Below are 20,943 nucleotides of genomic sequence, written 5' to 3'. Positions count from 1 at the left end.
GTCTCCCCATGAGTATCGTCGAGCTGCGTAATGAAATAATCCCCCAGTTCTCTGTACTTGAACTGAGGGATAGGCCTAACCGTTTTTTTTGTTTTTTTCACTGTCTACTTGACAGGGAGCACTTCACCATTAGGCATGTGGGCGTTTTTTTGCGTGGACATAAAGGAGGAGATTAGGAATTGGACACATTCGAACAAGCTCATACCATCTTTATCGAGAAGCATTTAGATGCCAGAAGCGGCGAAAGAAGAGCGAGACTGCTGAGAGGCCATGGGTTTGGGGAGAAATTATTATTGGAAAACGTATGGTGGCCCGTCTTCGGTCATTTCGACCATCTCCATCCCGAATTCGAAGTATACGATCGCAATCGCAAATCATATTTTTTAGACTTGGCCTATACTCCGCCTTTCGGGCTATTCAATGTGGAATGCCATGGTTATCAGTCTCATATCAAGGACATGGATCGCGAGAAGTTTAGCTATTCGCTAAATCGGGACACCTTTCTTACAGCCATAGGCTGGAAAATGCTCCATTTTTCCTTCGACGATATCAAGGACCGTCCCGAGATTTGCCGCTCGCTGCTCAAACTCGCCCTCGGCCCCTACCTGCTGCGCAAAGATGATAGGAATTCATTAACCAAGACGGAAAAAGACTTATTGCTGCTCGCATGGAAACTCGGCAGGCCGATCCGTCCTATCGACCTTTGCGAAGCCTGGAAGCTGAATTTTCGTACAGCCCGCAAGCTATTGATAGGCATGGTTCTAAAAGGCTTGCTACATCCCATCTCGAAAGGAACGACCATAAGGTACTATGAGTTAAAAAAAGAAACGCTCGACTTGTTGTTCTAGAATCTAGAGCGTATCAATTCCAGTACGTGAAACATCGATGGATTTAGGCGCTAGTTAATTCGCCTATATTGTACGCTCGCAGGATAGAGACCGTTTTTCTACTAGTAGCGGGTTCTATCCTGTACTCCATACAACATAGACCCCCATTCGCCTGACCTCAGGCTCCAATTTGGTGCATTCTACTGCATACGTACAGGATAGGCTCGCCCTACACACTAATCTGGGGTTAGTTACTGCATGCGTGCAACATAGCAGCGTTTGAGGGTTACTAGAGGTTGAGGTTAGTTAATAAATACGAACAACATAGCATTGTCAGGACGCAACTCCGGAATACATAAGAGCGTGCAGCATAACTCGGGAGCAACAGTTAATTCGCCCGCTCCTACCGCTAACCTATATTGTACGCTCGCAGGATAGAGGCCGCTTTTCTGTTAGAAGCTGCTTCTATCCTGCACTCCATACAACATAGCCCCTCATTCGAACCACCTCAGACTCATAATCGGCGCATTCTACTGCATCCGTGCAGGATAGACTCGCCTTTCGCACTAATCTGGGGTTAGTTACTGCATACGTGCAAGATAGCAGCGTTTGTGGGCTACTAAAGGTTAGCTTATATAGTTACAAACAACCCCCAGAGACAATACGCGACTTCGAGTATGTATCACACCTCAAAGAAACAATTAACTCCCCCCCACCGCCAACCTATCTTGTATGCTCGCAGGATGGAGATCGCTTTTCAGGTAGAAGCGGCTTCTATCCTGCACTCCATACAACATAGACCCCTATTCGGCCCAGCTCAGGCTCATAATCGACGCATTCTACTGCATACGTGCAGGATAGACTCGCCTTTCACGCTAATCTGGGATTAGTTACTGCATACGTGCAGGGTAGACTCGCCTTTCACACTAATCTGGGGTTAGTTACTGCATACGTGCAACATAGCAGCGTTTGCGGGCTACTAGAGGTTAGTTCCTGCATACGTGCAACATAGCAACGTTTGCGGGCTACTAGAGGCCAGCGGTTAGTCACCCCGCATACGCGCAATGCAGCAATGCTATATATACCTACATCCCATAAGCCGCCATAGCCGCTTGAAGCCCATGGCCCGCTTCCAGCTCGTGGCCATGGCGCAGAAGTACGGCTTCAAGCGCGCCTAACGTGAGCAGCACGTTGCGTTTGCTACAGCTGTAGCCCATCGTGCCGATGCGCCATATTTTGCCCTTCAGCGGGCCGAAGGAGCTGGCGATTTCAATGCCAAAATGGTCTAGAAGCATCGACCGGACCGATTCCCCATCCACGCCAGCGGGAATTTCGACGCAAGTGACAACTGTCATTTTGCAGGCAGGATCACCGTACAGCCGTAATCCCATCGCTTCCAAGCCTGCTATAAGTGCAGCCTCATGCTCGCGGTGCCTAGCAAAGCGCGCTTCAAGCCCCTCCTCCATTACGAGCCGCAACCCTTCGCGCAGCGCATACAGCATCGAGGTCGCTTCCGTATGATGGTTCAGCCGCGCCGGGCTCCAATAGTCCTGCAGTTGGCTTAAATCCAAATAGTTGCTCTGGATCGGACGCAACAGCGGGTCCTCCTCACTATCAGCCATGAGCAAGCCTCGTTCAATCTTTTTACGGCTTTGCAGCTTGGATTCCGCCCGCTTATTGTACGTAATAGGCGCCATACCCGCCGGTACCGATAGGCATTTTTGGGTCCCGCCGATGACCGCGTCGATGAGCAGCCGGTCGGTTGCCACCTCGATTCCGCCAATGGTGGCGACCGCATCGACTACGAATAACGCGCCCGTGTCCCGACACGCTTGACCAATCCCTTCGAGCGGCTGCATCCGTCCCGTCGACGTTTCCCCGTGAACCAAAGCCACAAGTGCAGGCTGATGCTGCCGGATTGCAGCGACGATTTCCTCCGTGCCGAATACGCTGCCCCATTCCTTCTCCAAGGCAACCACTTCCGCGCCGCAGCGCTTGGCAATCTCGGTCAACAAATGGCCGAAGCGCCCATAGATCGGCACCAGCACTTTATCACCAGCCTCAATCAAGCCGACGAGCACCGCTTCGATACCGGATCGCGATGTCCCATCCACTGGGAACGCCCATTCATTTTCCGTCTTGAACAGCTGCCTAAGCATCCCCATCGTCTCGTTCATCAAAGCTGTAAACTCTGGATCGAATTGGCCAAGGATCGGATACGACATGGCCCGCAGCACGCGCGGGTCAACCTCCACCGGACCCGGTGTCATAATCGTACGCGGCGATGGCGACAAATCTTTATATGGCTTCATAGCTCTTCCCCCTCATAACCTAATCGATAAAGCAGCTCCGTTAGCACAAGCACACCCACCGCGAGATCGCGGGGCTCCGTATATTCTTCCGGAGAATGCGATATTCCGCGCCTGCTCGGAACAAACAGCATGGCAGTCGGGCAAATATGCTCGAACATCTGGGCATCATGCCCCGCTCCGCTGATCATTCTTTTCGAAGTAATGGCCATGTTGCCGCAAACCTCGTCCATATGCCGCTTAAGCCCCTCATTCATCGGCACCGGCTCCTCCCGAAACCACTCCGACCCCTGAATACTAAGCTGCCGTTCATCCGCAAGCGCGGTAAATTCCTTCATCACCCAGCGGCAAAAACGATCAAGCGCCTGTTCATCGGCATGACGCGCATCCACCGTGAAAATGACCTTGCCCGGCACCACATTCGGCACATTCGGCTGCACCTGCAACCTGCCCACCGTCGCTACCAGCGGAGCTCCGATTCGGATCGCCTCCTGCCGCAAAGCTTGAATCATCATGCTTACGCCCTCCAGAGCATCCCTGCGCATATGCATGGGCGTCGTTCCCGCGTGATTCGATTCGCCGATCACTTCGAATTTGAGCCTCCGCTGGCCCGCAATCGTCTCGACAATGCCAATCGCAATGCCCTCCTTCTCAAGCACCGCCCCTTGCTCAATATGAACCTCAATAAACGCTCCAACATCGCTGCGCCTGCTGTCTCTCGCCATCCCCTCGCCAAAGCCGCACCGGTGCATCGCATCCGCGAAAAACACCTCCTGCGAATCCTGCAAGTGAACGATCTGCTCAAAGTTCCGCTTGCCGACGATACTTCCCGATCCCCAGTAAGCCATCGGGAAGCGGCTTCCTTCTTCCTCGCACAGAGACACAATTTCCAGCGTCCGCTTCGGCTTGCCATACTGCTGCTGCAAATACTCCAGCGCTAGCAAGCCTGCCGCAATTCCATAAGCCCCATCATAAATGCCGCCTTGCACGACCGTATCGATATGAGAACCGGTTATAATGGCTGGAGCGTCCACATTCTCGCCCAAAAGCTTTCCAAATAAATTGCCCACGTTGTCAAACTCCGTCAATAGACCATTGCTTGCCATCTTGGCCTGAAGCGCCTGCTGTGTCTCCAGCCACCCCTCGGTATAAAGCAGCCGCGTAATGCCGCCTTCTTCATCCGGACTAAACGTGGCCAGCCAGTTCAATACCTGCATCACCTGCGTCTCAAAATACGATAATAGCTGTTCCCTCTCTTGCGGATGAGGAAGTACGCTTCGCTCCATAGCTGCTCCTCCTTTCTCGTTGGCAAAATAAAGCTATCTAACCCATGCGCCTCTCTTGCTCTCGCTTAGTCCTGCCGTTTCCTCATATACTCTTTGGCCCCGTAAATAAGTCGCTTTTATTCGGCATAACATTTCCTCGCCAATGTAAGGGCTGTGCTTATGCTTCTGATAGAGATGCTCTTCCTCTAATACATACCGCTTGTTCAAATCAACGATAACGAAATCCGCATCCAAGCCGATCCGTATTTCGCCTTTGGACTCCTGCAAACCAAAGCGCCTCGCCGGTCCGCCTGCCAACAGCTCGCTTATCAGCGTTAACGGCAGCCTCCGTTTGACATGCCCTTCACCGATGACCAGCTCCACCGAGCTTTGGGCTCCAGCAATGCCGCCCCAAGCATCAAAAAAATGATTCGCTTCCTTCATTGAAGCCGGGCAAGGCGAATGATCCGAAGAGATCATATCAACCAGCCCTTGCGCAATCGCCGACCACAGCTTCTCTCGCTCTGCTGCGTCCCGCAGCGGCGGAGAACACTTAGCAACCGCCCCTTTGAGTTCCAAATCCGCAGCCGTCAGAGTCAAATAATGAGGACAAGTCTCTACCGTAACGTCCAGCCCCCGCTCAGAAGCCTGTCTGATCGCATGAACGCCAGCCTCGCTGCTAATATGGACAAAATGAAGCGCACACCCCGTCTGCTCCGCATAAAAGAGAGCCCGATTAATCGCTTCCAGCTCGGCAATAATGGGCCGTGAAGCGACATAATCACTTGGCGTCAAACGTCCCTCCGACCGTGCGGTCTGCCCCAGCTTAGCAACAATCGGCTCGCTCTCCGCATGGAGCGCGAGCACCTTACCGAGGCTCGCAATGATCTTCATTCCCTCAAGCAGCGTATAATCGTCTACTTCCCGAAAGGCATCCTCACTCGGATCACCGGGCGATGACATAAACGCTTTGAAACCAACAACGCCTGCCTCATGTAGCGGCTTAAGCTCATGAAGCTTGCCCGGAACAAGCCCGCCCCATAGCGCATAATCCACGTAGGAGCGGCCTTTTGCCGCAGCTAGCTTCAATTCCATCGCGCTAAGCGTAACCGTAGGCGGAATGCCGTTCAGCGGCATATCGACATAAGTGGTGCAGCCGCCTGCCGCGAGGGCAGCCGATCCCGTCTCAAACCCCTCCCAATCGCCGAGGCCAGGCTCGTTCAGATGGACATGGACATCAATCATCCCCGGCATGACAGTCAGTCCAACCGCATCCACTACTTCGGCCGCAAAAGCGCCGTTCAAGGCCTCGCCAAGTTGCACGATTTTCCCCGCTTTAACTCCTATATCAAGTACGCGCACTTCATTGCGCAATACGACGCTTCCGTTTTTAATGAGCAAATCCAGTTTATCTTGTTCAGCCATCCCATTCTCCGCCTTTCCATGTGTAGGGTGAAGCCACGTTCTATTCTCCAGCCTGCTCTGATGCATTCTATGAGATTGCCAGCTATATAAGTTGAACTTTTTTTTCATTTTGGTCACTACGCGAGTAGCTCATTCTTTAGAGTCGCGCTTGTAAACAAATATAAAAACAGTGAGGCTAAATTATTTTAATTTTATTTTTTCAGCAAATGGATAATTTCCAGTGTATCCACTACTCATTCCTACTAAAATCACCGCTAATGTATTTACTTCAAGCGCAGCCAAGTCTCTCACTCAGCAGCAACCGCCATCCAAGCCGTTCCCCAGTTAAACAAGCAGGCCGCGGACAACGAGGTCCGCGGCCCGATTAAGCTTCTAACTTTCCTTCATGCGACTTCGCTTGCCTGGCTGTTCTTTACGCTTCGCCTTTATTTAAGCTCTGTTACGATCAAGCTAGCATCTACTTCCTTAAGCAGGCTTAGATCATGGTAGGAAGCTGGTGCCGGAATCGACTTGATGTTGCCCACTGATTTCAAATACTCACCCACCGCTGGGCCGTTGCTTCCATTCACGTAAGTATCGCCAACCTCCATGGAATACACGTTGCGGGACATGATTTGCGTCAGCTCCTCTTCGGTCAAGTGAAGCTCAGGAGCCAGCGTCTTGATGGCTTCCTCACGGTTGTCATTGATGTAATCCGTCGCTTTCTTCAAAGCGCGAAGCACAGCCTTTAAGGTGTTCGGATTTTTCTCAAGGAATGAATCCGAAACTTGAATCGTCGTATGCACGCTCATCCAGTCCACATCGCCAACCTTGTCAGGCAGCTCGCTCTTCGTGCCGCTGAAGAGGAACTTGCCGCCGCCTTGAATCGCCTTCGTAATGAATGGCTCCCACGCCGCAAGCGCATCGATATCGCCTTTCTCCAATGCCACAACCGCGTCGCTCGGCGCAAGGTTGACGTATTTGATCTTACTTGCGTCAACGCCAAGCTCTTTCGCCATGTTGTTGATTGCAATCGTCACGTCAGCGCCGCTCGGAATACCGATGGTTTTGCCTTCCAGATCCTTCGCACTCTTCAGCTCCAGCTTGCTTGAACCGACTACAGCCTGCGTACCGGCAATTTGAGCGAGCGGCGCAATGATTTTGACCGGAATGTCCGTCGATTTCAAAATAATATCCATAAAGTTCGTTTGAATGCTCACCGGCGCGCTGCCGCCCGCTACCATCGGACCGATATCCGGGCCGCTCTCGATGAGCTGGCTCGTCACGTTAAGCCCTTCTTCCTTGAAGTAGCCAAGTTTGTCGGCAATGATTTGCTGCGAGGAAATTTGAGCGTCACGCACGCCTACCAGCGTTAAGTCGACGGTCTCCAGCTTCGTTGAAGCTTCAGTGGATGCCGGCGTATTCGATGCGGAGCCGCCATTCGTTGCCGCAGGCGCATTATTGTTGCCCCCACATGCTGCAAGCACAAAAGTTAGCGTCGTAAGTACAAGTGCCGATTTCAACCAATTCCCTGTTTTTTTCATCGATATTCCCTCCACTTTTCTCTTTGTAATGGTGCTGCGCCTTGCTCTCTTTACCTTCGCTTGCTTCGTATGCCTTCGTGCACGGCGTTACTTCTCGATGGCATCTCGAAGTCCGCCCTTGCGCCAAACCATAACCCTCTTCTCAACTAATTTAAGCAAATAAGAGAACAAGCTATATTCGAGGCCAATCAAGATGATGGCAATGAACATATTCGATATTTTAAAATAATTCCTCGCGTCTACTATAATGTAGCCGAGCCCCGACTTTGCGCCCATCATCTCGGAGACGATCAGAGCGGAGAAGGATAAACCAAGACTTACCTGAGCGCCAACCAAAAAGTTCGGAATCGCCGACGGCAGCATCACTCTCGTAAAAATCTGGCGCTCCGTCGCACCCAAGCTAAGCGCCGAACGAATAAGGGTCGACGGTACCGACTTAAAGCCGTCAAGCGTATAAACCAGCACCGGAATAAACGTCGTCCACGCTATGAGCAGCACCTTCGGAAACTCGCCGATCCCGAACCAGATGATAAACAACGGAAGAAGCGCTAGCGTCGGGATCGGTCCGACCAGGTTAAGGATCGGTGAAAACCAACGCTCTACCGTCTTGAACTTGCTCATAATGACGCCTAGCCCTACCGCAAATGCGCTTCCGATCACGAAACCGAGTGCAATTCGAATCGTGCTTGAGATCAAGCTGTCCGTAATAATCCCCGTCTTCGCAAGTTCCCAGCCCTCCTGCAGCAGCACGGTTGGAGCAGGAAGAAAGTTAGGATTAAAGAACTTCGCCGTCTCGTTTACTCTGGAGAACAACTCCCAGAAGACGAAGAACAGGATAGAAGGCAAGATATTGTATTTTTGAAAAAAACGGCTTACCGCGGAGGAGCTTTTGCCCCTCACCTGCTTGTTCATGACGGGCGATCCTACCAGAGTCGACGCGCCTGAACCGCCGTCCTTTACCGCTGTTATTTTTGCTCCGTTCATTACGACCCCACCTTTGCTTGCGCTAGCTCCAAGTGCTCCTCATCCATTAGAACCCGTTCAATCCGGCTCATCATCTCGCCAAACCCAGCGGAATGCGAGGAACGCGGATGCTTGATGCCCACCTCGAAAATTTCCGCAATCTCGCCATGCTTCATGACTACTACACGATCAGCCAGATAAACGGCTTCGCTGATGCTGTGTGTCACGAACAAGATTGTCGGTTTCAGCTGGCTGCAAATCTTTTGCAGTTCGACCCGCATCGTCTCGCGCGTCAGTACATCCAGTGCACCAAACGGCTCATCCATGAGCAAAATATCCGGCTTGCTTGCAAGCGCCCTTGCAATGCCTACCCGCTGCTTCATTCCGCCTGACAGCTCGCCCGGATAATGGGAAGCGTATGGCTCCAGCCCAACCAGCTTCAGAAACTCCATTGCAGTCTCTTTTGCCTGGGCCTTCGGCACTTTCTGAACCTCCGGCCCGAAAGCGATGTTGTCCTTGATCGTCATCCAAGGGAAGAGCGCATGATCCTGGAACACCATCCCCCGCGATTTGGAAGGCCTTTTAATCTCATCCCCGTCTACGGTGATGGAACCGTCATCGGGCAGCAGGTAACCTGCAATCATATTCAAGAGCGTCGATTTGCCGCATCCGCTATGGCCAAGTATGCATATAAACTCGTGTGAGTTGACTGTGAGATCTACGTTTTTCAAAATCGTTCTGGCTCCAAAGCTTTTGCCGACTTGATTCACTACTAATTTCATTTTTCCAACCCCAATCCATTTTGTTGTAAGCTTTTATAACATGTATCGGTGATGTGTAGCTACATCATAATCCGAATTCGGCTTGCTGTCATTGTGCACATTAACCAAAAATAGAGGATATTCATTGAATAACCTATACAATCATACATTTACAGTACGCTGCATAGCTGATATATTTATGTAATATTATCTAACACAAATTGGATTGGTGGTGCTTTTATGCTGCTCAAAGAGCTGGTTTCTCTGCCGATATATGCGAATGCCAAAGTGGTTGCTGGAATGGACGGCATGACAAATAGCGTCCAGTCGGTCAATATCATGGACGCTCCCGATATTATTCATTATTTAAAGCCGCAGGAGCTGCTCCTGACGACCGGATACGCGATGAAGGATCATCCTGAAGCGCTGCTGTCACTTGTTACCAACATGGCCAAGGTCGGCTGCGCCGGGCTTGCGATTAAGACCAAGCGCTTCCTGCAGGAGGTGCCTGCCGATGTGCTGCAATGCGCGGAGAAGCTTCAATTCCCCATTATTGAGCTTTCGTTAGATCAGTCGCTAGGCGATATTGCGAACTACTCGCTTAGCCATATTTTGGAGAAACGTACGGATGAGCTAAACTACGCACTGACTACCCATAAGCAGTTCTCGCAAATGATTATGCAGGGCAAGAGCACGGAGGATGTGATCGAGGCGCTGTCCATACTCATCGCTTCGCCCGTAATGCTTATGAATCAGCATGCCGGCCTGCTCTTTCGCTCCAGCTCGATGACGGAGTCGCTCTACGGCGCGCTTCCTCCTGAGCTGTATGCAAAGGCTGCTGCCGTGTCGCCGCATGGCTCCTTTACAATGGAGCTTCCGCAAGCTTTTGCAGCGAGCACCTCTTATTTCACCGCCGAGCTTCACCCTATCGTTACCTTTCAACTGGAAGGCTTTTTGCTTGCCTTGACGAGCGACAGCGACCAGCAGCTCAGCAACCTCACTAAACATGCGATGGAGCAAGCTGTTAATGTAATCGGGCTTGAACTGATGAAGAGGCAAGCGGTCAAGGAGCGATCACGGAGGTATAAGAACGAATTTTTTTCCGACTTCGTCGATGGATTGATTACTTCCGAGCAAGAGCTGCTTCACCGCAGCAAAAACTACGATCTGCTTAACCATCCCGTCTATGTCAGCGTTGTGGCTAAGCGCGATACCTCATTCGACCTGCTGCGTCCCTCCAGCGCGCTCGAAACGGACGGCCGCTTCATATCCGAGCGTGACCGCCATTACAACCTGCTCAAAAGCGAGTTTTCAAAGCTTGATCTGAGGTTTGTCCTATTCACCAAAAACGATTATTTTTGCTTTCTCATCGCGCTCCATGCCAGTCAAGATGTTGCTGAAGGCAAAGAAAGCAAGTTTCTGGAGCAGCTGAAGCAAATGGTCAGCAGCCTAAGCATGGTGCACAATATTCCGATCTCCATCGGGATCGGCAATCCCGTTTCCAAACTATCCGATGTACCCTTGTCCTATAAGGAAGCCATTGAAGCATTGCAAACCGGCTACGATGCACGCAAGAAACAATTTGTTCAACCCTACCATGCCAAAAACTTCAGCAATCTGCTGCGAATGATCCCGAAGGAAGAGCTTAAGGAGTATTACGAGGAGACGTTCAAAGATTTACTGAGCATTGAAGGAAAGGAGCGAAGCGACCTGCTAAAGACGCTAAGCACCTTCTATGACACACATTGCCAACTGGCTGAGACCGCCAAGCAGCTGTTCGTTCACCGCAACACGGTCACCTATCGCCTCGAAAAATGCGAAAGGCTCACGGGCCGCGATCTACGTGATCCCGTCGAGAGCCTCCGTTTTCGCACCGCCTTCTCCATGGAATCGTTATTCGCAGCCGAGTGAGGCAAGAGGCTGTAAGCGTCTTGTGCTTACAGCCTTCTTTCGAGCTAACCCCGAAGCCGATTTCACTCTGATAGAAACTATATGTTCTTACACGTCACTAACCAATGTTACTTGAGCGCTGTAAGAGCATATTTGAGCTTGCAGCCTCGTTCCGAACAAACTGCACCGATTATAGTCCGCGCTTCGCTTTTTTACAGTTGAGCGCATACGTTTTGCCGTATGCTCTGCCGTAGCGAATGATTTTGCGGAGCATGGACTGGTCCTCTAGGAGGGTAAACGGACAAGGGTCCGGCACTGTATTCACCTCGAGAATCCATGGCTTTAGCCGGCGGTCAATAGCCAGATCCAATCCGATCTCCTTGATACCAGGATACGCCCGCTCCAGCTTCTTGGCGGAACGAACGCCCAACTGATCCATATAATTCAGCATGCTTTTTCGCTCTGCAGCTTTAGTGTGCTTGCGCAGCAAATATGCCGTCGGATAGATCGTTCCTCCCTGGCTGCCATTGGTTACGATTTTATCTGGATGAGCCACCCTCCCTAGGGTCCCGGTCGCTTCCCAGCCGCCGCACGGCGCTCGCTGCACAACAACGCGAATATCAAACGGGCGACCCTGGTGCTTGAGCAGGTGGATGCCTTTCTGAACCAAATAATCTTCCCCTTTTACAGCCTTGGCTATCGACTGATAAAACGCCTCATAAGTACCGAAGCTCAGCTTTCTCGTTCCTAGCTGATAAGCATAAAGGTGACCCAATTTCCCCACACCTTTTCCCTTATTAAGCTCAGCCCGCATCACGCCATAGCCCTGCGCCCCTCTTCTGGGCTTCACATAGACCATTCCCCATTGCTGCAGCATGCCAAGCAAGCTGTCCTTCGTCATTCTGCTTGTGGCAGGCAAATGCTTTTTCAGTATGGCATCCCTTTGGTACAGCTGCGTCTTGGCCCACTTATCCGCTACACTCCGAACACGTTTCAATGCCGCCCCTCTTTTCTTTCCCATGAAAACCCCTCCGTTCCCTATCTGCTCTCCTTAGCATACGAACCTTTTGCAAATTGGATGTAGGCGGCTGTCCCCATAACTTGAACCTGTATCCGGCAGCAACATATGCTTTAGTAACCCAGTTAACCGTGATATTTGTCCTATAGGAGGTCGAAAAACCAAATGCAGCTGATCCTTCCACTTCACTCCCTCATTCAGCGTACTTGTCAGTTCCACCCTTGGTACAGCACGCTTCTCTCCCAGCAAGGAATTACTCCCGAGTCCTGCGAATCAACAATTCTGAGTGATCTTCCGCTGATCACCTCTGAACGACTGGAGCAGCATTATTACGCTGCAGCGGCAAGAACCGAACCCGGGCTATCGGTATACAAGACATCCGGCACCTCCTCGGGAATTCGGAAGGCGATCTATTATTCCCCAGAGGACGACGAGCACTATATCGCTGCAAAAAAAGCCTCCTTTCAAGAGTGGCTCAACGCCGAAATCACCGGGCAGCAAACAGCACCCCCCTTTCGCAAAGCGCTGGCGGATATGGGAACCGGACACGCGGCAAGCACTGCGATGTCCATCTTTGCGAGCCTCGGCTACGAGGCGGATTCCTTGTCCTTCGCCCTACCCATCGAGGAGCATATCCGCAAGCTTTCCTCCTTCAAGCCGGATCTGTTCTACACGATGCCGTCGATTTTGGACGCGATTGCTTCTGCCGCGGATGATCTAAAACAGTTTGGCATCCGAAAGATCATTCTCGTAGGCGAAATGGCTCCTCTGGATTGGCAGGCAAATATCGCCGCACGCTTCGGGATTGAGCCTACAGATGTTTTGGATACCTATGGCTCCATTGAAATTGGAGCAATCGCATCCTACTCCCACACCTTAGGCCGATACCTTTTCGTGGACGGCATTTATGCAGAAGCCTTGCCTGCCGAGCAAATCGATCCACGCTTCGAACCGCTGCCGGCGAGCGAAAGTGTCCTCGTGCTGACTTCCTCCAATCGCACTGTGTTTCCGGCACTACGATACGTCACTTATGACGTTGTCCGGGATTTCCAGACGATCTTGGTTGATGGACAGGAAAGGCAATCTTTCCGCTGCATCGTTAAGCGGATCGGCAGCGAACTCAAGCATGGGGAAAAAATCAGCCTATACGACATCGAAAGCGTCGTGAATCGTTTTGTGCCCGATGCCGAGCTGCGTGTGAGCCTGCGCAATAACAGGCTGTCCGTTCATATCCGCAGCAAAATGCTAGACGAAGAGCGACTGGCTGATATTCGGCATGCTATCGAGCATACCATTGGGGAAATTGGACAAATGATTGAAAATCGTATGCTCGAGGGCATTACGGTGACACGTGCTGCGGATAACGAACAGTTGGAACGCGGGGCGGTGAAATCCAAAAAAATTTATTTCTAAGGAGAATCGTCGATGGGAAGAAATATATTGTCTGTCATTGGGAATACGCCGCTCGTCCAGCTCTCCAAGCTCTTTGCCAATGATCGCGGCATCACCGTCCACGCCAAGCTGGAGCTGCTTAACCCCGGAGGCAGCGCCAAGGATAGATCCGCCGCCCGAATCATTAACGCCGCTTGGGAGGAGGGACTGATTGGGTCCGGCTCAGTCATCATCGAATCCAGCTCTGGCAATATGGCGATTAGCCTTGCAGCCATCTGCTCCTATTTGGGCATGGGCTTCATTAGCGTCATTGATCCCAAAGCGACGCAGCAAAACATTCGCATCATGCAAGCCTACGGCGCACATATTGAACTGGTTCATGAACCCGATCCACAATCGGGAGAATTTCTGCCAGCAAGGCTGAGCCGAGTACGGCAATTATTAGAACGTATTCCGAATAGCTTCTGGCCGAATCAATATGCCAACAAGAACAATTATCTCTCCCATTATGAAGGAACCATGCGCGAGGTTATTGAGGAGCTTGGCCAAGTCGATTACATAATCGGCGGGGTCAGCACCTGCGGAACCATGCTCGGCTGCGCCCAATATATTAAAGACCATAAGCTTGCGACGAAAGTGATCGCCGTGGATGCGGCGGGCAGCGTCATCTTTGGCGGGGCGAACGGCAACCGGCGTTTTCCCGGACTTGGAGCCGGCATCGTTCCTCCATTTGGCGAGAGACCATTTACAGATCAAGAGATAAAAGTCACAGACCAAAACATGGTAGCCGGCTGCCGACTGCTCGTCAAGGAGGAATCACTGCTTGCCGGACCTTCCTCCGGCGCCGTTATTCATGCCTTGAAATCGATTGAACAGGAGCTTCCCGACCATTCCGTCTGTGCCGTTATTTTGCATGATCGCGGAGAACGCTATATGGATACGGTGTATAACGATGAATGGGTGAAGCAGCAATTCGGCCAATCTTTTAACGCTTAAAGCGCATCGACATAGGATGCCTTATCCTGCCATCGAAAGGAACATGACTGTGTTATACCTCGGTGATGAGCATATTCGCACAATCGGCCTGCACTGGAAAGAGCTCGTTCACAGCACGGAAGCTGCGGTACACATTCTGGAATCCGGTGATTTTGCGCAGCCTATTAAGCCTTACTTACGTTACGGCAATCCGGACAATCGAATTATCGCTATGCCTGCTTATGCGGGAGGCAATGTACAGACAGCGGGCATCAAATGGATTGCGAGCTTTCCAGGCAATATTAATGCCGGATTGCCGCGAGCACACAGCGTTACGCTGCTAAACCACGCCGATACTGGCATCCCTTATGCCATAATCAACTCGGCGTTGCCAAGCGCGGCCCGTACAGCCGCCGTCAGCGGCTTGCTGCTTCGACATTATTTGAAAGCACAAGGAGAGAAAAGACGGCTGAGGCTCGGCATTATTGGATTCGGACCAGTCGGACAGCTGCACTACGAAATGTGCGGCCAATTGTATAACGAACACATCGAAGAGGCATATATTTATGATTTAAGGGGATGCGAGCTGAGCCACTCGCAACTAGCGGCTGAGGACCAGCCTCTGCGTGCGCGCACTCGGGTAGCGGACAGCTGGCAACAGCTATACGAAGCCTGCGATCTTATTATCACCTGCACGGTGAGCAATCAACGCTATATCGACCGTCCGCCTTCCCCAGGCAGCCTGCTGTTGGATGTGTCCTTAAGAGACTATACAACCGCGGCTATCGACCGCATCCAAGCGATTGTCGTCGATGAGTGGGAAGAGGTTTGCCGCGAGAATACCGACATTGAGCAGCTGCATTTGGAACGAGGCTTAACTAAAGCGCACACTCTTTCTTTGACCGATGTGGTGTGCAGAGGAGCGCTGGCCCCTTTTGCCAAAGATGAAACCGTCTTGTTTTGCCCGATGGGGATGGCTGTATTCGATATGGCTGCGGCACGTTACTTTGTTGATCAAGCCAGTGTTCTGGGCATTGGATTGCAGGTAAAATAAGGCCTGACAGCCTTCGCACTTATGGATTCGAAGACCGCCCACGTACCGGCAGGTACTTCGAACGAGATTAGGTTTTCTAGACATGGCTTGGAAGTAGCAGCACCCACAAAAAAAGGATAACACCAGCAAACGCTGGCATCATCCTTTTTCTCATTGCTATTCGTACTATTCGATCGGCGCCGCTAATCTTATGCAGATTGGCCTAGCCGATTAACCGGAAATGAATATATATTCGATTTGTCTCCCGCTTGAGCGGCAGCACCCTCGCTTGCTTTGCGTGTGTTGGTCAGCTCCATAAACCAGGCCTCATCCCAAGTATCCAGTGCCAAGTTGATTGAGTTTTGAAAAAGCTGGCCATCATCTACAGCAATGTCGGATACGTTTTTGAGCCAGGATGAGCGAACAGCAACGATTTTGCCAATCACTTCCTCGTTATCCGACTTCACAACATTCACAGTTACAAAGCCCTGTAAAATATCGATTGTTTCGACAAATCCGTGAATAAGCTCGCCATCTTTTGTTTTCCCTTGTACCCAGTCGCTTATGTTGAATTTCATCTTCCAACACCACCTATCCCTAATAGTTAGACTAGCCCCTTAACTGTAACTCTTTTCATTACACTTACTGTAAAAAAGTAGACGCTGCACATTCGATTTCTCAAGTGACGTCTTATGTTGAACTTCCATACTGTAAGTTTAATAGTTACAGTTATCTTTGTCAAGCCGTTATGCTAAAATGGACGATAAACGAAGGTGCCCGTTTTTTTTGCCTAAAATGCCATGCTTGCCACTAATGGGCTAACTCCAGCCCCAGAAAAATCCGTCTCTCTCCCAAGCCGCTTTCCCTTTATGCAGCTTGCGAAAAACCTTCTTTACTTCTTTATCGATGGAAGCATTGCCGTGTTCGTTAATATAAATAAACGATTCGCCAAATTGGCATTTGATATACTCCACGGCAGCACTTTGATGTAAAATCCCTTTTTCTTTCAATTCATTTAACATCCATTCTGCAACTTCATTCGCGGTATGCGACATCCTTCTCACTCCTTCATGAATAAACGCTGTAACTATAGCATAGATTACGGTCTCTCTTCAAATAGAAGGAGCCTTACGCCTGCATTGACAGCTTAGTGCCGCTTCCACTATATTGTATTTATAACAATTTAATTTTACTAAATTTAGATACAGGGCACAATACCTAGCAAACGAGTATTCTAAACATTCAACAAATACACCTTCCTTTGGAGGATCACAACATGGACAGCAATGATATTTTAAAATTAGACAACCAGATCTGCTTCGCCTTTTATGCTTGCTCTCGGGAGATTACGAAGCTGTATCGCCCGATGCTCGAAAAGATTGATTTGACCTATACGCAATATGTAACGATGCTAGCGTTATGGGAACAGGATCATGTGACGGTCACTGCGCTTGGCCATAAACTCTTTCTCGATTCCGGCACTCTGACTCCGCTGCTCAAGAAACTGGAAGCCGCTGGTCACATTACGCGAACACGTGACCGCAATGACGAGCGCAGCGTTCTTGTTGAACTGACCAAGCAAGGAAGGGCATTAAAAGAGCAAGCGCTTGGCTTTCCCGAGCAATTAGCCTGCATGCTGGATGCCAAGCCAGAAGAAGGCGCTGAGCTGCTGGGACAAATGCATCAATTTCTGCAACGCATTCAACAGAACGCCGCCAAATAATTATAAGAACATTCCAACCATCCATCACCTGATCAGGAGGTACCAACCGTGACTGAAAGCTTTCTTCGTCCCTTTGGCCCTACGAATCTGCAGCTGTCGCCACTCGGCCTTGGCTGCTGGCAATTCAGCAACGGTACTGGGCTTGTCGGCAAGTTCTGGCCTGTTCTTCAAAGCGATATGATAAATGAGATTGTCCGAACGAGCTATGAAGGCGGCATCAATTGGTTCGATACGGCCGAGATCTACGGCAATGGCCAATCCGAGCAACTGCTCGCGCGTGCCCTCCGCGAAGCCCTTCCTGCTGACAGTAACACTTATATAGCCACCAAGTGGTGGCCGCTGATGCGGACTGCAAGCAATATTGGCAAAACCATTGATGAACGTATTCATTTGCTTGAAGGACGCACCATCCATCTGCATCAGGTGCATCAGCCTTTCTCCTTGTCCTCGGTAAGCAGTGAGATGAAGGAGATGGCCAAGCTCGCAGCTGCGGGTAAAATTCAACATATTGGCGTAAGCAATTTTTCGGCCAAGCAAATGCGCGAAGCTGACCGCGTATTAAGAGCGCAAGGCTTGCGGCTGGCCTCCAATCAGGTCAAATATAGCCTGCTGGATCGCCGCATTGAGCAAAACGGAATACTGGACACCGCCAAAGAGCTCGGCATTGCGATTATTGCGTATTCTCCCCTTGAGCAGGGCATATTAAGCGGAAAGTTCCATCATAACCCTGAGCTTGTCAAAGCAATCAGCGGACCCCGAAAATTCAGCACGCCTTTCCGTGCCGAGGGACTTAGGCGGTCTCGGCCGCTAATCGATACATTGGAGCTGGTCGCCAGCAGACATCAGGCTACAGCTACGCAAACGGCACTGAACTGGCTGATTCACGCACATGGCGAAACGGTATTTGCTATTCCCGGCGCGTCCAAGATCCATCACGCCGAGCAAAACGTGAAGGCCATGCGCTTCCAGTTAACCGCGGATGAAATCGAGGAAATAAGCAAGGTGTCATTGTTTGCTTGCCGATAATAGCCTTCGATTCAAACCTCGCCAATAAGGGTATATGAGAATGTAACCTCATATTAGCTTAATCGCGAGAGGAGGGCTCACCATGAAGGTGACCATCGGTATTTTCGAAAAAGAAGAAGGCGTATTGGAAGCTATTCAAGCTTTTCAATCCACAACTACAGGCAATCACAACTTGCGAATTTTTGTAAAAAATAAAGAAGCTGCCCCAATCCTTGCAGCGCAGTCTGACGTACCCGTTGAAGAGGTGTATGAGATTCGAGATGCGCAAGGGCAGCGCGGCGAGCGAATCGTCCCAGCGATCGGAGCTGCACCAATTGCCTCGGGAGGCTATGTAGCCGGAGGACTCGGAGTCGGAGCAAGTCCCGGCGTCGTTATTGGAGTGACGGATGCGGATGTGGACGAGCGCGCCCGCACTCAAGACGTTCTGCATGATATTGGCATACCAGGCAGGCTAGTGGAAGTATGCGGCGATGCCATTGAGCAAGGAAAGATTCTGCTCTTGACTGAAACGGAGACCGAAGCTGAGGCTGACGTCTTGCTGCGACGTGCCGGAGCATCCAACATCATCCTTGAATAGTGGTTTTATTCTCACAAACCTAAACGGCAGTCGCCGTCTTCTGCCTGAGCTGCAGTCGTAACCGATAGAAGAGAGAGGCTGTTCCTTTTGAAGGAGGACAGCCTCTCTCTTCTTTTCGTTTGACATTTCTTTTTATATTGCGTAAAATTAAATCATACAAAATATAAAATGAATTCGTGGAGGTTTTTCTTATGTCCATATACGATATTGAAGTGAAGACAATTAAAGGCGAATCCCAAACGCTTGCTCCTTACAAAGGAAAGGTCATGCTGATCGTGAACACGGCTACCAAATGCGGCCTTGCCCCGCAGTTCAAGGGACTACAGAAGCTCCACGACAGCTACAACCAGCAGGGTTTTGCCGTTCTAGGCTTCCCTTCCTCCCAATTTGCCAATCAGGAGCTTAGCGACAACAGTAAAGTAGCGGAAGCCTGCGAGATCAACTTCGGTGTTTCCTTCCCGCTGTACGCGAAGATCGATGTTAACGGCAGCAGCGCGCATCCTTTGTTTCAGCATTTGACAAATGAAGCACGTGGTTTCCTTGGCACCAAATCCATCAAATGGAACTTCACGAAATTTCTCGTCGATCAGAATGGCAAAGTGCTGAAGCGCTTCAGCCCGAAGGATACACCGGAGCAAATCGAAAGCCACATTCAGAAATTGGTGAAAGCTCCTACGCACGTTTGATTCATAAAAAGGGCAATCCTGCAGCCATCGTTTGCTACAGGATTGCCCTTTTTTCTGTCGATTGGCAAATAGCCCAATCAATTAATATACGTCCAGATTCCCAGCCTGCCGTTATGTCCTTAATTCAGTGCCAAGCATGCGACTCAGCCGTAAAGCAGCATGAACGCCCGGACTTTCACAGGAAAGAATCATCCGACATATTTGTCTGCAATTCGGTAAAGCAGTTCATCCATGCTCACGTCCCGCTCCACCCGCTCCTCCATATCCTTAAGGCGCACCATGCCAGCCTTCCATTCGGTCTCTCCAACCAGCACCGCATACCGGATGCCGCTACTGGCAAGGGAGGCCAAAATATTTTTCAGCTTGCGCCCGCTCGTATCCAGTCTTACTCGAAGGCCAGCAGCGCGCAGCTCTGCTGCCGTTTGCAGCAGCTCTATGGCACTCACGCCAACCGGAATTAGCACAACCGGAGCTTGAACGGCCTCGTAAGCTCGTTCTTCAAGGACCGCCATAATCGACTCCATACCGAAAGAGAGCCCTACTGCGCTATATTCAGATTCGGTGTCATCCCTTCCCACAAGCTTGCCAATAATGGCATCATACCGCCCGCCGCCACCTAAGCTGGAGGAATATCCTCCCGATGCGTCAAAGATTTCGTAAACGGTACCTGTGTAGAAAGAAAGGCCCCGAGAGAGAAACAGATCGAAGACGCATGTCTCATCTAAACCAAGCTCCCTCAATATATTTCGTACCGCGAGCACTTCGAGCACTCCCTCGCTGCCTTGAAGCTCATATTTCCCAACAATATCCTCCAAGTTTACATCCTCAAGCTCGAGCAGTCCCATAACGCCACGCGTGGCGTCAGCGCTGAGACCTTTATCCAGCAGTTCCTCCTTCACGCCGATAACCCCGATTTTTGCAAGCTTATCCAGGGTCAGCATAACCGAGGAAGTATCCTCGGCCTGAACACCGACTGCCTCCAGCACTTCGGCCAAGAAACGCCGATTGTTCCATTTCAGTATCACAGCAATATCCAGCGCGCGGAATACGTCTGCCGCCAGCTGCATCAGTTCGACTTCTGCCTCCGGTCCCTTCACTCCCACCACATCGACATCGCATTGCAGAAATTCCCGCAGCCGTCCGCGTTTTACCGGCCCATCGCGAAATACTTTGCCCATCTCATAACGCTTGAACGGCAGCTCGATGCCCGGGTTTAAGGCGATCACCTTCGCGAAGGGGATCGTCAGGTCATACCGCAAGCCTAATCGTCGCTTGCGCTGATCGGTCAGTTGGTACATTTCCTTCACAATTTCATCGCCGCCTGCATATTTGGAGGTGAGGAAGTCAAGCTCCGTCAGCTCGGTCGTGACCATCTCGTCAAAATCATATAGCTCAAATTTATCACGCAGGATGTTCTGGATTTGTCTTCTTCTCGCTTGTTCCCTGCCAAAATAATCATAAGTCCCCTTCACATTTTGCATCACGATCATCCTCTCCCGTTAAATTGGAATAAAAAAACGCGCAGGACCTCTTGGTCCTGCGCGCATCGT

Annotated in this window: 19 protein-coding genes; 9 read left to right on the top strand and 10 right to left on the bottom strand. The window is 50.8% G+C overall.

Annotated elements, in window-relative coordinates; translation table 11 throughout:
- Positions 1–179: 179 nt before the first annotated feature.
- On the top strand, positions 180–848 hold the full coding sequence (locus E0496_RS29945) for a hypothetical protein (protein WP_141505593.1): 669 nt from the start codon (positions 180–182) through the stop codon (positions 846–848).
- A gap of 1,064 nt (positions 849–1,912) precedes the next feature.
- Here the strand turns inward: E0496_RS29945 and E0496_RS29940 are convergent.
- From E0496_RS29940 to E0496_RS29915, 6 genes are all read right to left on the bottom strand, one after another.
- Positions 1,913–3,139 carry a pyridoxal-phosphate-dependent aminotransferase family protein gene (locus E0496_RS29940; RefSeq protein ID WP_141505591.1) on the bottom strand — a complete coding sequence of 409 codons (1,227 nt, stop codon included), beginning with the start codon at positions 3,137–3,139 and terminating at the stop codon, positions 1,913–1,915.
- Positions 3,136–4,422 (bottom strand): allantoate deiminase, encoded by a 1,287-nt coding sequence (allC, locus tag E0496_RS29935; RefSeq protein ID WP_141505590.1) that lies wholly within the window; start codon positions 4,420–4,422, stop codon positions 3,136–3,138. Before allC ends, E0496_RS29940 begins: the two co-directional genes overlap by 4 nt.
- 33 nt (positions 4,423–4,455) lie before the next feature.
- Positions 4,456–5,826: an allantoinase gene (locus E0496_RS29930; protein ID WP_141505588.1), complete on the bottom strand. Its 1,371-nt coding sequence runs from the start codon at positions 5,824–5,826 to the stop codon at positions 4,456–4,458.
- Between the two features lie 425 nt (positions 5,827–6,251).
- A complete protein-coding gene (locus E0496_RS29925; RefSeq protein WP_141505586.1) occupies positions 6,252–7,349 on the bottom strand; it encodes an ABC transporter substrate-binding protein in 1,098 nt (365 codons plus the stop codon).
- A gap of 87 nt (positions 7,350–7,436) precedes the next feature.
- Positions 7,437–8,333 carry an ABC transporter permease gene (locus E0496_RS29920; RefSeq protein WP_141505584.1) on the bottom strand — a complete coding sequence of 299 codons (897 nt, stop codon included), beginning with the start codon at positions 8,331–8,333 and terminating at the stop codon, positions 7,437–7,439.
- The gene (locus E0496_RS29915; protein WP_141505582.1) at positions 8,333–9,094 is read right to left on the bottom strand and encodes an ABC transporter ATP-binding protein; all 762 of its coding nucleotides are present in this window, start codon (positions 9,092–9,094) and stop codon (positions 8,333–8,335) included. The genes E0496_RS29920 and E0496_RS29915 overlap by 1 nt, the downstream gene beginning before the upstream one ends.
- A gap of 219 nt (positions 9,095–9,313) precedes the next feature.
- Between E0496_RS29915 and E0496_RS29910 the strand changes: the two genes are divergently transcribed.
- Positions 9,314–10,984 carry a PucR family transcriptional regulator gene (locus E0496_RS29910; RefSeq protein WP_141505581.1) on the top strand — a complete coding sequence of 557 codons (1,671 nt, stop codon included), beginning with the start codon at positions 9,314–9,316 and terminating at the stop codon, positions 10,982–10,984.
- A gap of 169 nt (positions 10,985–11,153) precedes the next feature.
- Here E0496_RS29910 and E0496_RS29905 read toward each other — a convergent pair whose 3' ends face one another.
- Positions 11,154–11,984: a YheC/YheD family protein gene (locus tag E0496_RS29905; protein WP_141505579.1), complete on the bottom strand. Its 831-nt coding sequence runs from the start codon at positions 11,982–11,984 to the stop codon at positions 11,154–11,156.
- Between the two features lie 162 nt (positions 11,985–12,146).
- Between E0496_RS29905 and E0496_RS29900 the strand changes: the two genes are divergently transcribed.
- Genes E0496_RS29900 through E0496_RS29890 form a run of 3 tightly spaced genes read left to right on the top strand, consistent with a single transcriptional unit; the run spans position 12,147 to position 15,402 of the window.
- Positions 12,147–13,394 (top strand): phenylacetate--CoA ligase family protein, encoded by a 1,248-nt coding sequence (locus E0496_RS29900; protein WP_141505577.1) that lies wholly within the window; start codon positions 12,147–12,149, stop codon positions 13,392–13,394.
- A 12-nt stretch (positions 13,395–13,406) separates the two neighbouring features.
- On the top strand, positions 13,407–14,369 hold the full coding sequence (gene sbnA, locus E0496_RS29895) for a 2,3-diaminopropionate biosynthesis protein SbnA (RefSeq protein WP_141505575.1): 963 nt from the start codon (positions 13,407–13,409) through the stop codon (positions 14,367–14,369).
- Positions 14,370–14,418: 49 nt separating this feature from the next.
- Entirely contained in the window at positions 14,419–15,402 is a 984-nt protein-coding gene (locus E0496_RS29890) for a 2,3-diaminopropionate biosynthesis protein SbnB (protein ID WP_421924795.1), read from the top strand.
- 188 nt (positions 15,403–15,590) lie between these two features.
- Here E0496_RS29890 and E0496_RS29885 read toward each other — a convergent pair whose 3' ends face one another.
- A complete protein-coding gene (locus E0496_RS29885; RefSeq protein WP_141505573.1) occupies positions 15,591–15,959 on the bottom strand; it encodes a hypothetical protein in 369 nt (122 codons plus the stop codon).
- A gap of 240 nt (positions 15,960–16,199) precedes the next feature.
- A complete protein-coding gene (locus E0496_RS29880; protein WP_141505572.1) occupies positions 16,200–16,436 on the bottom strand; it encodes a DUF6953 family protein in 237 nt (78 codons plus the stop codon).
- A gap of 221 nt (positions 16,437–16,657) precedes the next feature.
- Here E0496_RS29880 and E0496_RS29875 point away from each other — a divergent pair, with 221 nt between their 5' ends.
- The 4 genes from E0496_RS29875 (at position 16,658) to E0496_RS29860 (ending at position 19,393) form a co-directional block, all read left to right on the top strand.
- Positions 16,658–17,104 (top strand): MarR family winged helix-turn-helix transcriptional regulator, encoded by a 447-nt coding sequence (locus E0496_RS29875; RefSeq protein WP_141505570.1) that lies wholly within the window; start codon positions 16,658–16,660, stop codon positions 17,102–17,104.
- Positions 17,105–17,152: 48 nt separating this feature from the next.
- Entirely contained in the window at positions 17,153–18,130 is a 978-nt protein-coding gene (locus tag E0496_RS29870) for an aldo/keto reductase (RefSeq protein ID WP_141505568.1), read from the top strand.
- A gap of 82 nt (positions 18,131–18,212) precedes the next feature.
- Positions 18,213–18,707, top strand: a complete 495-nt coding sequence (locus tag E0496_RS29865) for a hypothetical protein (protein WP_141505566.1) — start codon at positions 18,213–18,215, stop codon at positions 18,705–18,707.
- A gap of 191 nt (positions 18,708–18,898) precedes the next feature.
- Entirely contained in the window at positions 18,899–19,393 is a 495-nt protein-coding gene (locus E0496_RS29860; RefSeq protein WP_141505564.1) for a glutathione peroxidase, read from the top strand.
- A 188-nt stretch (positions 19,394–19,581) separates the two neighbouring features.
- On the opposite strand, the gene hisS is transcribed toward E0496_RS29860, so the two are convergent.
- Positions 19,582–20,874 (bottom strand): histidine--tRNA ligase, encoded by a 1,293-nt coding sequence (hisS, locus tag E0496_RS29855; protein WP_141505610.1) that lies wholly within the window; start codon positions 20,872–20,874, stop codon positions 19,582–19,584.
- Between the last annotated feature and the right edge of the window lie 69 nt (positions 20,875–20,943).

The organism is Paenibacillus luteus, assembly GCF_006542765.1.
In the GTDB taxonomy this organism is placed as follows: Bacteria; Bacillota; Bacilli; order Paenibacillales; family Paenibacillaceae; genus Pristimantibacillus; species Pristimantibacillus luteus.
The sequence above is the reverse complement of the archived record's forward strand: the minus strand, read 5'-3'. Positions and strand labels throughout refer to the sequence as shown.

Bases quoted from the DNA above. Each gene is read 5' to 3' on its own strand.
- E0496_RS29940 (WP_141505591.1), bottom strand. From the start codon at position 3,139: ATGAAGCCATATAAAGATTTGTCGCCATCGCCGCGTACGATTATGACA.
- allC (WP_141505590.1), bottom strand. From the start codon at position 4,422: ATGGAGCGAAGCGTACTTCCTCATCCGCAAGAGAGGGAACAGCTATTA.
- E0496_RS29930 (WP_141505588.1), bottom strand. From the start codon at position 5,826: ATGGCTGAACAAGATAAACTGGATTTGCTCATTAAAAACGGAAGCGTC.
- E0496_RS29925 (WP_141505586.1), bottom strand. From the start codon at position 7,349: ATGAAAAAAACAGGGAATTGGTTGAAATCGGCACTTGTACTTACGACG.
- E0496_RS29920 (WP_141505584.1), bottom strand. From the start codon at position 8,333: ATGAACGGAGCAAAAATAACAGCGGTAAAGGACGGCGGTTCAGGCGCG.
- E0496_RS29915 (WP_141505582.1), bottom strand. From the start codon at position 9,094: ATGAAATTAGTAGTGAATCAAGTCGGCAAAAGCTTTGGAGCCAGAACG.
- E0496_RS29910 (WP_141505581.1), top strand. From the start codon at position 9,314: ATGCTGCTCAAAGAGCTGGTTTCTCTGCCGATATATGCGAATGCCAAA.
- E0496_RS29905 (WP_141505579.1), bottom strand. From the start codon at position 11,984: ATGGGAAAGAAAAGAGGGGCGGCATTGAAACGTGTTCGGAGTGTAGCG.
- E0496_RS29900 (WP_141505577.1), top strand. From the start codon at position 12,147: ATGCAGCTGATCCTTCCACTTCACTCCCTCATTCAGCGTACTTGTCAG.
- sbnA (WP_141505575.1), top strand. From the start codon at position 13,407: ATGGGAAGAAATATATTGTCTGTCATTGGGAATACGCCGCTCGTCCAG.
- E0496_RS29885 (WP_141505573.1), bottom strand. From the start codon at position 15,959: ATGAAATTCAACATAAGCGACTGGGTACAAGGGAAAACAAAAGATGGC.
- E0496_RS29880 (WP_141505572.1), bottom strand. From the start codon at position 16,436: ATGTCGCATACCGCGAATGAAGTTGCAGAATGGATGTTAAATGAATTG.
- E0496_RS29875 (WP_141505570.1), top strand. From the start codon at position 16,658: ATGGACAGCAATGATATTTTAAAATTAGACAACCAGATCTGCTTCGCC.
- E0496_RS29865 (WP_141505566.1), top strand. From the start codon at position 18,213: ATGAAGGTGACCATCGGTATTTTCGAAAAAGAAGAAGGCGTATTGGAA.
- E0496_RS29860 (WP_141505564.1), top strand. From the start codon at position 18,899: ATGTCCATATACGATATTGAAGTGAAGACAATTAAAGGCGAATCCCAA.
- hisS (WP_141505610.1), bottom strand. From the start codon at position 20,874: ATGCAAAATGTGAAGGGGACTTATGATTATTTTGGCAGGGAACAAGCG.